A 13,734-nucleotide genomic window follows, 5' to 3' on the forward strand; every position below is an offset into this window, starting at 1 on the left:
TAAAACTACAAAACTTTAACAAGATGTTAAAAATAGATTTTTAATAATCAACTTATCTTTGTGCGATTTTAAAATAGATATATATGTCACGTTTGTTGGTAACAATTGTCATTATTTCAATACTTATTATTGTTTTTGAAGGCTATGCTTTTCAGGCAATTAAAACAATAACTAAGAATAAATTTATCCGCTACGGATGGTTGTTTATCGGTTTGCTTGTATATGCTAACTTTTTTTACACCATTATTTCTTCGGATAGAAACTCAGGGCAAACGCCGCAATTTCAATGGGCAGTAGGTATGCTTTTAATGGCATTAATACCTAAATTATTTATTTTGGTAATTATGTTTGGCGAAGATGTGATAAGAATTATCGGAAAAGGAATTTCTTTTTTATCATCAAATGAAACAAAACCCTTGGCAGGTAGAAGATCTTTTGTAGCAAAGTTGGCTTTAGGTATTGCAGCGATTCCGTTTGCAAGTATTTTATATGGTATTTTTAAAGGAAAGTATAATTATAAAGTAATAAAATATCAATTATCTTTTAAAGATTTACCTGATGCTTTTGACGGATTTACAATTACGCAAGTTACCGATATACATTCGGGTAGTTTTACCAACAAAGAAGAAATAAGTTATGGTGTTGATTTAATTAATGAGCAAAAATCGGATTTACTTTTATTTACGGGCGATATTGTAAATAATTTTGCCCATGAAATGGATGATTGGATTGATGTTTTTAAAAAATTAGAAGCTCCTGTTGGAAAATATTCTATACTTGGGAATCATGATTACGGAGATTATTCTAAATGGAAAAATGAGGAAGATAAAGTTGCTAATTTCAAAGCAATAAAAGGAATCCATCCTAAAATAGGGTTCGAGTTATTGTGTAATGAAAATAGATATATTGAAAAAGATGGACAAAAAATAGCCTTGGTTGGAGTAGAAAACTGGGGGAAAGGTTTCAATCAAGCCGGTGATCTTAAAAAAGCATCCGAAGGAATAAATAAAGAAGATTTTAAAATATTAATGAGTCATGACCCGAGTCATTGGGAATATAAGGTGAAGAAAGACGATTTTAATTATCAGTTAACGTTAAGCGGGCATACACACGGTTTGCAATTCGGAATTGAAATACCAGGATGGTTTAAATGGAGTCCGTCTCAATACGTTTACAAACAATGGGCAGGTTTATATAAAGAATTTGGGCGATATATTAATGTAAATAGAGGCTTTGGTTACCACGCTTTTCCTGGTAGAGTAGGTATTTGGCCAGAAATAACGGTAATAGAATTGAAAAAAGGTTGATTTTCAGGGTTTTTAACAGATGTTAATATTTAATTGAAAAAAAAATAGTAGTTTTGATAGATTTTACATATATAAATTATATAGCATGACAAAGTTTGGTGAGATTATAAGTGTTAACAAGCCAGTTTTAATTGATTTTTATACTGATTGGAGTGAGTATGAACCTAGTTTAGATACGCTGCGTGATGTTGCTGCTGCTTTAGGAGATAAAGCAAAGGTAATTAAGATTGATATTAGACAGAACGAAGTTTTAGCAGAAGCTTTACGTGTTAAAGGAAATCCGACTTTTATGATTTATAAAGAAGGAGAGATGAAATGGCGCCAAACTGGTGAGCAAGATGCAAATACTTTAATTGGCTTAGTACAGCAGTACGTTTAAGGTTTATTTTGGTATTATAATAATATAATTATCGTGAAACACCGATAGTGTTTTTACATACATTTTTTTGAAGTTTAAGTAATAAAACTAAACTTACTACGTGAAAAAGCGCAGCTACTATATTTAGTAACTGCGCTTTTTTTATGTAACAATATTTTTAAATATTAAGGCTTGATAGTATCTAATTCCTGAGGAAATTGTTCTTGCTCTTCTTCGTCAGACATTAGGTGTTTAAACAAACGTGCATGATTTAGATAACTTTCAAAAGCTTTTTTTCCATAATCCATGTCATTGTCATATTTAGAAATTTGCTGAATAACGTTTTGGTACATGTATAAATTTGTTTCTAAATTATCAAGAATTAAATCAACATCTTCATCTTTATAAGTGCTGTAGTATTTTAATTTTTGTTGAAAAACGTTTATTAATGTTTCAGCAGTTTCACGAGCTTTATCAATATCTCCTATGTTATAATACAACTCTGGGTATCCTAAAGAAATACTATAATGTCCAAAATCGTTAATTGGCATTTTGTATAATGATAAATCTAATACATCTTTAGCACTAACAGAATCTCCTTCTTTCAGAAATTCTTCAGACAAACGCATTAAGTTATTTCGGATTGATATTGCGTTACGTTTGCTTTGCTCGTCTAAATAAATTTTACCGTTGTTTATGGTTTTCCAGTCCCATTTTTTAACGTTGTCATACATTTTTTTAGGATCGATGCGTCCCATATCAAATATTGATCTTCCTTTGTTAGGCGTTTTAATCGGCACTAATTTGTACGACATTCCATCTAGCTGTAAATAATCTTTTAACCAAATATATTCTTCATCTGCATTGGCGCCGCCGGTAAAATAAATTGGGCGTTTCCAATCGAAATTATTTAAAATATCGAGCATTAAGATTCTATTTTTGGTTAAACCTTGGTCATCAACAGTAATATCGATATAATCAACAATTTTATTAGCATCTTTTTGTGCTACCAATCCTGTTTTTAAAGCATTTTCTTTGTTTACAGGAATTCTAATTCTGTTTGTTGGATAAAATTTTTCTTTAGAATCTTCAGCAACTTCTAAATATGTAGCATCATTATCGCTTGCAATCCATCGCATAAAATCTTTAATAGGAAGAATTGAATCTTTTAATTGAGGTAGTGGGTAATAATAAGCAACGTCTAAAGTTCCGTATTTATATTGATCGTGTGTTAATTGCGACGGAATAGGATCTGCCTCATAGGTTTTCTTTTTCATTTGGTCGATATACCAAGCAGTTTGAAAAAGACTGGTATTTACAATCTTAATATCTTGTCGTACACCTTCAACTTGTTGCATGTACCAAAGCGGAAAAGTATCATTATCTCCAATGGTAAAAATAATAGCATTTGGGTCGCAACTTTCTAAATAGGTTTGTGCGTTTAGTTGAGAAACATAACGATCGTCTCTATCATGATCATCCCAGTTCTGAACTCCCATTAAAACAGGAACAGCTAATAGTGAAACGGCAGAAACGGCAATGGCAACGGTTCTTTTGTTTGCGTAATTTTTTAGATACTCATACAATGCAAATACTCCGAAACCTATCCAAATGGCAAATACATAAAACGATCCTACTACGGCGTAATCACGTTCTCGAGGCTCAAAAGGTTTTGGGTTGGTGTAAAATATAATAGCAAAACCAGTAAAAGCAAAGAATAGGGCAAGGGTATATAAATTGTTTTTATCTTTTTTAGATTGATAAAACAACCCGATTAATCCTAAAATTAAAGGTAAGAAGAAGTATTTGTTACGTCCTTTGTTGTTTTTAATGTCGTCTGGTAGGTTTTGTTGCGATCCTAAGCGCATTTCATCAATAAAATCGATTCCGCTTAACCAATTACCATTTTCAATATCTAAATGCCCTTGTGTATCGTTTTGTCGTCCTACGAAGTTCCACATAAAATAACGCCCATACATGTATCCGAATTGATAATCAATCATGAATTTCATGTTTTCTACAAACGTAGGTCGTCTTTTACTTCGGGCAGGAATTCCGGCAATACTTTTGTAATGCTGCTCTGAAGCAGGATTTACCATACGAGGTATAAAACCTTTGTGTTTGCTAGAATAGTTTGGTAATACGTTTTTGTATTTGTTTACAATAACATATTTTCCGTTTTTCTTTTCGTATTTAGGCTTGTCATCTTTATAGGGTTGATCTGCATCTTGTGTTCTGTCATGCGCAACAGAGTAATATTTATCATAAAAAACATTAGCATCACCATATTGTTCACGATTATAATACGCTAATAGTTCACGGGCACTTGACGGATTATTTTCATTAATAACAGTATCGGCATTTGCACGAATTGGTAGCATTAACCATGATGAAAAACCAATCATAATAAATAGTACAGACAGCACTAAAGTGTTTGCCATTACTAAGTTTTTTGTACGCGTATATTTCAATCCGAAGAAAAATAAGGCGATTAAAACAATACCAGCAACAATGGTTCCTGTATTAAATGGTAATCCTATTTGATTGATGAAAAACAATTCTGAAACACTAAAGAATTTAAGTGTAAACGGAAACAAGAATTTAAAAACAAAAGCTAAAACAAGTATTGAAATAAGTGTTGCGATTGCAGTTGTTTTTATATTGATGTTTTTATAAGTTTTAAAGAAATATAATAAAACAATAGATGGAATCACTAAAAGTGATAAAATATGTACCCCGAATGAAAGTCCTACCACAAAACTAATTACTACTAACCATTTGTTTCCTCTTGGCGTATTAATTTCACTTTCCCATCTTAATCCTAGCCAAAATAATAAGGCCATTAAAAAAGATGACATTGCATACACCTCACCTTCAACGGCGCTAAACCAAAAACTATCAGAAAATGTATAAGCTAAAGCACCAACTAAACCACTACCTAAAACAGCAATTGCTTCGTTTTTGCTGAACTTACCATTTTTAATAGCCATTTTTTTAGCTAAGTTGGTAATGGTCCAAAACATAAATAAAATTGTAAATGCACTGGCTAAACCAGACATAAAGTTTACCATTTTTGCCCACTGACTAGGGTCGTTGCTAAACATTGCAAAGAATGCACCTAGCATTTGAAACAACGGGGCTCCTGGTGGATGCCCAACTTCTAATTTTACTGCGGTAGAAATGTATTCTCCACAATCCCAAGAACTAACTGTAGGCTCTAAGGTTAGTGTATATGTGATTAGTGCCACGGCAAATGAAAACCATCCTAAAAGGACATTCCATTTTTTGTAGTTAAATTCGTTCATAGTTTTCTGTATAATAAAGTACGAAAGTATTAATAACTGTTGGTTTTTTACTGAAAACAAAAATATAATTTTGAGATAGTTAACTAGCCAAAAGTCGATATAAAATTGTGTTAAATGAAAAAAAGCATAAAAAATTTGTCGAAATAAAACTTTGTATTATATTTGCACCCGCAATAAGTTATTGGCCTATGGTGTAATTGGTAACACACCGGTTTTTGGTACCGACATTCAAGGTTCGAGTCCTTGTAGGCCAACTTAATCCTTACGAAGTTCGTAAGGATTTTTTATAAAAACAGAATAATGGTTTTAGAATTTAAAACTTTGTTTTTATATTTGCAATAACTTATTGGCCTATGGTGTAATTGGTAACACACCGGTTTTTGGTACCGACATTCAAGGTTCGAGTCCTTGTAGGCCAACAAAAAGCTTCAAAATCTTTACGATTATGAAGCTTTTTACTTTTAGTTAAGTTTTATTTATAAGGTATTTTAAAAACAACTTTTGTGCCTAAAGGAGTATTTTTATCAACTAAATCTATAATTTGAAAGGTTATTTTATTTTGTCTTAATTCGTTTCGTAAACCTATGGTTGTTTTCATAAGTCCCATAGCATGAGGTTCATTGTTTTTTTGTTTAGTTGTATTCTTTTTTATACGTCCTATACCATTGTCTTCAATACAAACTTCAACAATATCACTTACAGCGATAGTTATTTTTAATAATTTATTTGAATCTTCTTTAGGTTCTAAACCGTGTAAAATAGCGTTTTCAACAATGGGCTGCAGTAACATACAAGGAATGTTAATGTTGTTAAGGTCTATGTTTTTTGAGGTAGTCGTGATTTCAAAATGATAAGAAAAACCATTATTAAGTCGATATTTTTGTAGCTTTATGTAAGCTTCTAAATAATCAATTTCATTTTTTACACTAATAAAATTAGAAGTAGTCATATTCATAGTAGTTCGTAGTAAACTAGAAAAAGCATGAATATAATCATTAATATTTACGGTGTTTTTAAGAATTAAATCACTTTGTATGTTGTTTATTATGTTAAAGATAAAATGAGGATTCATTTGCATGGTTAATGCTTTTATTTTTAAATCTCTTACATCCGATCGTAGTCTTTTTTCTATTGTATTTCTGCGTTTTACCCTTAAAAATATTACAAATACAATTATTGATAAAAAGCTGATAGATACAAGGATAAATCATATTGTCTTATAGAATATTTGAGACACATGAATAGGAAGCGAAATTTCGTTAATAGCCTGCATTCCCTCTTCATTTATGCCTTTTACTTTTAATACATAGTTTCCTGACGGTATCCCATATTGGCGTATGGTTGTTGTGTTATTTAAAGGAATCCAAGTCTTGGTAAGCCCTTCAATTTTATATAAAAAATTATTTTTTGTGTGATTAAAAGACTTGTTCAATGCAAACTTAAACTCAAAATAATTAGCATCGTGATCTAATTTAATTCTTGTTAGGTTTTTTATATTAAATTCTTCAATAATAGTATCTTTTTCTTTTTGAAATGTTGTTAAACTTACAGGAACTAGTTTTTGCGAGGTGCTGCGTTTAGGGACTTTATTAGTGAGTATTTTGTAAACACCATTCATGCTTCCAAAAAACAAGGTAGAATCATTTAATTTGTAACTAGAACTGTGGTTAAATTCATGGCCTTTTAAATAATTTGAAAATTGCTTTTTGTTTCCGGTTAAATTTACGCGGCTAATACCATCATAAGTACCCACCCATAGGTGGTTTTTAGTTTCTAACATGCTGCAAACAATATTGTTTGCTAAACCATCTTTTTTTAAATACTGATTGGTAACACCATTACTGTCAATAGCAACCAAACCTTTATCGCCAGCCAACCAAACAATATTGTGTTTGTCTTTATGAATATCTAATACTTTTGTGTGTGGTATTTTATGAGTTTTACTATTACTAGAGTAATGTATGACCGTTTTTGTTTTAGAGTTATATAAATAAGCGCCATTGTTGGTTGCTAACCATACTTTATTGTTGGGTAATTGTAAGATGTCGTTTATATAGGTGTCACTTAAATTGTGCGCTTTATTTAATTTGCTGTAATTGGCAAAGCTTTCTGTTTTTTCATCAAAAAGATGCAAACCATTTAAGGAACCTATCCATATTTGGTTCTCATTTTTATAAGCTAAACTTTGAATTCCTGAATCAATGGTAGGCCAATTTTTCTGATTGAAATATTGAATATCGTTTTTTGAAAAATTATGTTTTGTTAGTAAATAAACATCATTAGAGCATGTAAGACTATCATTTTTTTGTAAAAAGGCATAATTACTTTCATTAGAAATATTATGGGTAATATCTAAAGAATCTATTTTAAATAAACCAGAATAAGAAGCTACAAATATGTTTTTTTTTGCATCACTAATAATAGATCGGGTACTAATAGGGTTTACGGAGTCGACTAAGTAGGTTGTGTAAAAATTATTATCAATTCTAATTTTACGAATTTGATTAGGGTTACTACTTACAATATAATTGTTTAACGAATCCTGAAGGATAGATTGAATGTTTGCATGAATATTTGTTTTAGATACGTCGTTTAAATGCCATTGTTTATTTTTAAACTGAAATTGTTGCGACCAAATAAGATCTTTATGCGTAGTAGAAAGTATATTGTTTTTTATAACCCAGGTTAAATCAACTCTTCGGTCGTTTAATAGTTTATTAGTATTCCATTCCTTATTATATACTTTATACATGCCTATTTCAGTAAAATAAGTATATGGAATTTCCTTGTTCCCGTAGTGTATAACACCTGTTTTGTTTACGGAGTTTTTATTAGGAGTTGATAAGGGAATTAAAATTTCTTCGGGTGTTTTGGTTGTTATAAATTGTAATTGATTATTTTTTATACTATAAACTAAATATTCACTAACCATAACAACTTCATCTTTTTTATTTAAGTAAAGTAAAAAGAAGTTTTCTTGCGCTGTGTCTATTTTATAATTATTTATAAGCGTGTGTCCTTTAAATTCTAAAAATCGGTTTTGATTTGTACTTACCCATATATGCCCATTTTTTTTTGTTGAATAATAGAAATATACATCTCAAAGGAAGTACTTCCTTTTATAATATTTGTAACACGATAATCGTTATAATTTATGGTGTAAACTCCAAAAGGGGTTACCACCCAAATATTTCCATCATTGTCTTGTAAAAAAGCGTGAACAGTTATTGGTTTTCCTTTTAAGCCTTTTAATGGGATATATACTTTAGAAGTTCCAAAATCTTTTACCACCCAATCTTTAGTGGCATACCAAGTAAATCCGTTATGATCTATAAGTAACTCGGAAGTTAAGAAGGTATTGTCATCTTTTTTTATAGAATACTTAAAACTTTCATACGACTGGCTATAGGTAGTATAAGAAAACAGTTGTAGTACAATTAAAAAAAGATATATATGGTTTAAAGGGCATCAGTTTTTTAAATGTTTTATTAATGGCTAAATTAACTTTTTTAAAAAAAAGGAATCCTTTATACTGTCAAAAAAATATTTATGTTGCAGTTTTACTTAAATTTTTTATCTATTCTTAGAGGTGAAGAAAGTTTTTTAATTTAAAATATACCCTTTTTATGTCATTACAATATGCTATTGGAATAATTAACGGCGATGAAAAAAGCACAAAGCTATTGTCGTATTATTTAAAAGAATATTTCCTGAAATAAACATAATAGCAACTGCGAATACCTGGAGTAACGGGTTGTAGGTTATTAATAAAAATACCTTAGACCTTGTGTCTTAATTTTTATGAAAAGTAGTTATTATGAATTATAGACTTTTATACTACAATATATAAACGTTTGATTTTTTATTAATTCTTAAGCGTAAAAAGCACATCAAAACTACTACAAATGATTTATGTGCGCTTTATAGGAATATATTTGTACCGAAGTTATTAATTACCTCCATATTTAATAGCATCAATTAATTACCCCCTTTTTTATTGATTAATCCCCCGTTAATTAATAATGTATAATTTAAAAACTACCAAGAACATATCCCCTTATGTACTGGTAGTTTTTTATTTTCTGATGAAAAGTAAAACTCTAAAAGAAAAGAGATTATCCGTTTCAATAATTAATTTATTGTTTCCTTTAAAGCTTCGATTACTTTTTTACTATTACCAATAAAAATGTTGTCATCAACTATAAAAACCGGACGTTTTAAAAAAGTGTATTCTTCTAAAATAAACTGTTTGTAGTCGTTTTCGGTAATTGTTTTGTTTTTTAAATCTCGTTCCTTGTATAATCTCGCTCTTTTATTAAATAAGCTTTTATAACTATCTGTTAGTTTTCTCATTTCCTCTAGCTGATTAACAGTTACAGGGTTTGCTTTTATTTCTTGCTTTTCAAATCCTTCAATATTTACTTCTTTTAATATACGTCGGCAAGTATCACAAGTTTGTAAAAAATATACTTTCTTCATGGTTTAATAATTATCTTTGATGTACGCTAAAATAAGTAGAATAATGAACAACCAATTTGAAATTTTAAAAAAATCGAGAGCATTAGTTTTTAATAAAGTTGATAATTTATCAATAGAGCAATTACATAAAATTCCAGAAGGGTTTAAAAATAACATTGCGTGGAATGTTGCTCATTTGGTAGTAACACAGCAATTATTGAATTATAAATTATCAGGATTAAATTGCCTAGCTTCTGATGAATTAATAGAAACTTATAAAAAAGGAACTTTACCTACAGAAACATTTACAGAAGAAGAGTTTGAAGAAGTAAAAGAACTATTAGTAGGGTTGCCAGATACTTTACAAGAAGATTACGAAGCAGGTATTTTTACCGAATTTAATGAGTATGAAACAAGTCTTGGCTTTACGTTAGATTCTATTGAAACAGCAATTTCTTTTAATAACTTACATGAAGGAATTCATTTAGGAATTATTATGGCTTTAACAAAGTTGGTTTAAGTTTTTGTTAAACTAAAAAAAATCCGAAGTTTTTAAAGCTTCGGATTTTTTTATTTATTAACAGTAAGTTGTAAAATAATAACTACGTTACTATTTAGCTTCTGAATATCTTTTTTCAACTTCGTTCCAGTTGATTACTTTAAAGAAAGCATCAATATAATCAGGACGACGGTTTTGGTAGTTTAAGTAATAAGCATGCTCCCAAACATCTAATCCTAAAATTGGAGTTCCGCCACAGGTTACACCTGGCATTAATGGGTTATCTTGATTTGGAGTAGAACAAACCTCTACTTTACCACCAGGAAGTACACATAACCAAGCCCATCCTGAACCAAATTGTGTTGCAGCAGCTTTAGAAAAAGCATCAATAAAAGCTTCTTTAGATCCGAAGGCAGCTTCAATAGCATCTTTTAATTCTCCTGATAAATAACCTCTATCGTTAGGGTTCATTACTGTCCAGAATAAAGAGTGATTGTAAAATCCACCTCCATTATTACGAACACCACCGTTACTCATATCTAAATTAGCAAGAATATCTTCAATAGATTTCCCTTCTAAATCAGTTCCAGCAATTGCTGCATTTAATTTAGATGTATATCCGTTATGGTGTTTGCTATGGTGAATTTCCATAGTTCTAGCATCTATATTTGGTTCTAATGCATCGTATGCATATCCTAATTCTGGTAATTCAAAAGCCATAATTGTATGTTTTTTAATGGTTTAATTTTTCTTTTATATAAATGTAAATTTAATTCAAAAAAATAAGGCAAACAACTGTTTGCCTTATCGATAATTTATTTAACTATAAATAAATGTTATTATTTAATATGATGGTTTTTCATTTGAAGAGAACTTAGTCATAAATTCTTCCGCTTTTTCGACCATTTGTTTGCTTCCGCAGAAAAACGGAACACGTTGGTGTAATTCAGTTGGGTTTATGTCCATAATTCTTGTAAATCCGTCAGAAGCTTTACCGCCAGCTTGTTCACAAATAAAAGCCATTGGATTGCATTCGTATAGTAAACGTAATTTTCCGTTAGGCGTAATTGTAGTTGAAGGATAAATATAAATTCCCCCTTTAATCATGTTTCTATGAAAATCGGTTACTAATGATCCAACATAACGAGCTGTATACGGTCGGTTATCAGCTTCATTTAAATCTTTACAGTGCACTAAAAAACGCTTCATTCCCTCTTGAAAATACGTAAAATAACCTTCGCTTACCGAGTATATTTTACCAATTTCCGGAAATTGCATATTTGGGTGTGATAAGTAAAAAGTACCAATTGCAGGGTTTAATGTAAATCCGTTTACACCATTACCAGTAGTAAAAACTAACATGGTTGAGGTACCATAAGCTACATAACCAGCAGCTACTTGTTCGTTTCCTTTTTGTAAGAAATCTTCTTTAGTTACAGGAGTACCATCTGGAGAAACTCTTCTGTAAATAGAAAAAATAGTTCCTACCGATACATTTACATCAATATTTGATGAACCATCTAAAGGATTCATCAATAACACATATTTGTTTTCGTTTGTTTTATGCTGACCTTCAACAATTACAAAATCATCTTCTTCTTCACTTGCAATACCACAAACAATTTCACGATTAATAAGTGTTTGTTTAAAAAGATCATTTGCCAGCACATCTAGTTTTTGTTGTGCTTCTCCCTGAACATTAATGTCACCAGCAGCTCCAGTAATATCTACTAATCCTGCTTTTCTAATTTCATGGTTTACCACTTTGGCAGCCAAACGAATAGAGTTTATTAAGCGAGATAATTCACCAGAAGAATATTTAAAATCTTTTTGATTGCCAATAATAAACTCTCCAAGAGTCATGTGCTTGTTGTTCATAGTAACTTTTGTGTTGTTGGTACAAAGATGCCAACTTTTTTACGTTTCTACAACGATTTCGTATTTTAAAATTTTGAACAAAAACAAACGATGTGTTTTAATTTTCTATTTGTTTTAAAGGAATTTATTAAAATTTATCTTTACACAAAATTATCTACAAATGAGTTTTATAATTAGATCAGGAGAAAAAAAGGATGCACAATCAATATTAAACTTAATAATTGAATTGGCTATTTTTGAAAAAGAACCAACAGCAGTTAAAATTACTGTTGATGATTTACTTTATGATGGATTTTCTGAGAATCCTAAATTTAAAACATTTGTAGCAGAAGAGTCAGACGGAACCATTATAGGAATGACGCTTTTTTACGAACGTTATTCTACTTGGAAGGGAAAAGCGCTTCATTTAGAGGATTTAATGGTTACTGAAACTAAAAGAGGTATCGGTGCTGGAAAAAAATTATATGGTTCAGTAATGAAATATGCACAAGAAAACGGATTTAAAAGAGTTGCTTGGGAAGTATTAGATTGGAATGTAAATGCAATTGAGTTTTATAAAAAAACAGGAGCAACGGTTTATGATGAATGGAGAGTTTGCCATATGAATGAAAAAAACTTAACACAATTTTGTAATGAGAGTATTTAAGTTTGGAGGGGCATCGGTAAAAGATGCTGCGGGTGTTAAAAATGTAGTAAAAGTTTTACAACATGAAGGCACAACGAATACATTGGTTGTTATTTCTGCAATGGGAAAAATGACAAATGCTTTTGAAAATGTTGTAGATGCTTACTTTTATAAGAAGAACAATTTAAAGGAGGTTTTAAGTATTGTAGAAGATTTTCACTATCAGATATTACATGGTTTATTTGAGAAAGAGCATAATATTTATCAAAAGGTAGCTCATTTATTAGGTGAATTGAGTGGTTTTATGCTTCGAAATAAATCAGAAGATTATAACTATGTTTATGATCAAATGGTTGGTTTTGGTGAATTATTATCAACCACTATTGTTAGTGAATATTTAAAAGAAGTTGGTGTAGATAATCAATGGTTAGATGTAAGAGAATATATAAAAACAGATGTTAATTATAGGGATGCAAAGATTAATTGGGAGTTAACGAAACAACTGATTAAAGAAAACGTAGTTTCTGCTCAATTAAATATTACACAAGGATTTTTAGGTGGAGTTGGTGTAGAAACAACAACTTTAGGTAGAGAAGGATCGGATTATACCGCAGGCGTCTTTGCATATTGTTTAGATGCCGAAAGTGTTACAATTTGGAAAGATGTAACAGGTGTTTTAAATGCAGACCCTCGTGTGTTCACCGAAACAGAATTATTACATGAAATATCGTATACCGAAGCCATAGAAATGGCTTTTTACGGAGCATCAGTAATTCACCCAAAAACAATTCAGCCGTTAGAGCAAAAAAACATTCCGTTATTTGTTCGTTCTTTTGATGATTTGTCTAATAAAGGAACTTGCGTAGGTAGAGGTAAGAAAATTACTCCCGAAGTTCCTTGTTTTATTGTAAAAAAAGATCAGATTTTGGTTTCAATATCAGCAAAAGATTTCTCTTTTATGGTAGAAAGTAACATTAGTGATGTTTTTGAAAAGCTAGATGAATATAAGTTAAAAGTTAATTTAATTCAGAATTCAGCAATTAGCTTTTCAGTTTGTGTTGATGATAAATACAATAATTTTGATACTTTTTATGATGATTTAAAAAACAGGTTTACAATAAAATCATATAAAGCAGTAACACTTTACACTATTCGTCATTTTAATGAAGACGCTATAAATGAAATCCGCAAGAAAGGAAAATCAATAATTAGTCAGATTAATACTGAAACTGCGCAGTTGGTTATACAATAAAAACTGAAAATCTCGCAAAATTCTATTATATTTGCGTTTATGCCAAATTTGA

The 13,734-nt window shown here is 30.3% G+C and carries 12 protein-coding genes and 2 tRNA genes; 7 read left to right on the forward strand and 7 right to left on the reverse strand.

Going from position 1 to position 13,734, the window contains the following annotated elements; all coding sequences use genetic code 11:
* Positions 1-83 precede the first annotated feature (83 nt).
* The gene (locus tag PG912_RS00690; RefSeq protein WP_275688084.1) at positions 84-1,307 is read left to right on the forward strand and encodes a metallophosphoesterase; all 1,224 of its coding nucleotides are present in this window, start codon (positions 84-86) and stop codon (positions 1,305-1,307) included.
* Positions 1,308-1,392: 85 nt separating this feature from the next.
* Entirely contained in the window at positions 1,393-1,686 is a 294-nt protein-coding gene (locus PG912_RS00695; RefSeq protein WP_260585473.1) for a thioredoxin family protein, read from the forward strand.
* Between the two features lie 164 nt (positions 1,687-1,850).
* On the opposite strand, the gene PG912_RS00700 is transcribed toward PG912_RS00695, so the two are convergent.
* Positions 1,851-4,970, reverse strand: coding sequence for a glycosyltransferase family 117 protein (locus PG912_RS00700; RefSeq protein ID WP_275688085.1), 3,120 nt, complete (start codon positions 4,968-4,970; stop codon positions 1,851-1,853).
* A gap of 182 nt (positions 4,971-5,152) precedes the next feature.
* Here PG912_RS00700 and PG912_RS00705 point away from each other — a divergent pair.
* Positions 5,153-5,224 (forward strand) — tRNA-Gln (locus tag PG912_RS00705).
* A gap of 93 nt (positions 5,225-5,317) precedes the next feature.
* Positions 5,318-5,389 (forward strand) — tRNA-Gln (locus PG912_RS00710).
* A gap of 53 nt (positions 5,390-5,442) precedes the next feature.
* Here the strand turns inward: PG912_RS00710 and PG912_RS00715 are convergent.
* From PG912_RS00715 to PG912_RS00730, 4 genes are all read right to left on the reverse strand, one after another.
* Positions 5,443-6,174 carry a sensor histidine kinase gene (locus PG912_RS00715; protein WP_333780710.1) on the reverse strand — a complete coding sequence of 244 codons (732 nt, stop codon included), beginning with the start codon at positions 6,172-6,174 and terminating at the stop codon, positions 5,443-5,445.
* Between the two features lie 3 nt (positions 6,175-6,177).
* Positions 6,178-7,902, reverse strand: coding sequence for a ligand-binding sensor domain-containing protein (locus PG912_RS00720; protein ID WP_275688086.1), 1,725 nt, complete (start codon positions 7,900-7,902; stop codon positions 6,178-6,180).
* A gap of 119 nt (positions 7,903-8,021) precedes the next feature.
* On the reverse strand, positions 8,022-8,261 hold the full coding sequence (locus PG912_RS00725; protein WP_275688087.1) for a two-component regulator propeller domain-containing protein: 240 nt from the start codon (positions 8,259-8,261) through the stop codon (positions 8,022-8,024).
* A gap of 840 nt (positions 8,262-9,101) precedes the next feature.
* Complete coding sequence (locus PG912_RS00730; protein ID WP_275688088.1) at positions 9,102-9,449, reverse strand: arsenate reductase family protein; 348 nt, start codon at positions 9,447-9,449, stop codon at positions 9,102-9,104.
* A 43-nt stretch (positions 9,450-9,492) separates the two neighbouring features.
* Here PG912_RS00730 and PG912_RS00735 point away from each other — a divergent pair, with 43 nt between their 5' ends.
* Positions 9,493-9,948, forward strand: a complete 456-nt coding sequence (locus PG912_RS00735) for a DinB family protein (RefSeq protein ID WP_275688089.1) — start codon at positions 9,493-9,495, stop codon at positions 9,946-9,948.
* Between the two features lie 90 nt (positions 9,949-10,038).
* Here the strand turns inward: PG912_RS00735 and PG912_RS00740 are convergent, their stop codons facing one another.
* Complete coding sequence (locus tag PG912_RS00740) at positions 10,039-10,647, reverse strand: superoxide dismutase (protein WP_275688090.1); 609 nt, start codon at positions 10,645-10,647, stop codon at positions 10,039-10,041.
* Between the two features lie 123 nt (positions 10,648-10,770).
* Entirely contained in the window at positions 10,771-11,805 is a 1,035-nt protein-coding gene (fbp, locus tag PG912_RS00745; RefSeq protein WP_275688091.1) for a class 1 fructose-bisphosphatase, read from the reverse strand.
* Between the two features lie 160 nt (positions 11,806-11,965).
* On the opposite strand from fbp, the gene PG912_RS00750 reads away from it, so the two are divergent.
* A complete protein-coding gene (locus PG912_RS00750; RefSeq protein ID WP_260584765.1) occupies positions 11,966-12,451 on the forward strand; it encodes a GNAT family N-acetyltransferase in 486 nt (161 codons plus the stop codon).
* A complete protein-coding gene (locus PG912_RS00755; protein ID WP_275688092.1) occupies positions 12,438-13,682 on the forward strand; it encodes an aspartate kinase in 1,245 nt (414 codons plus the stop codon). The genes PG912_RS00750 and PG912_RS00755 overlap by 14 nt, the downstream gene beginning before the upstream one ends.
* Positions 13,683-13,734: the final 52 nt, after the last annotated feature.

It is taken from the genome of Tenacibaculum retecalamus (assembly GCF_027941755.1).
Taxonomy (GTDB): domain Bacteria; phylum Bacteroidota; class Bacteroidia; order Flavobacteriales; family Flavobacteriaceae; genus Polaribacter; species Polaribacter haliotis_B.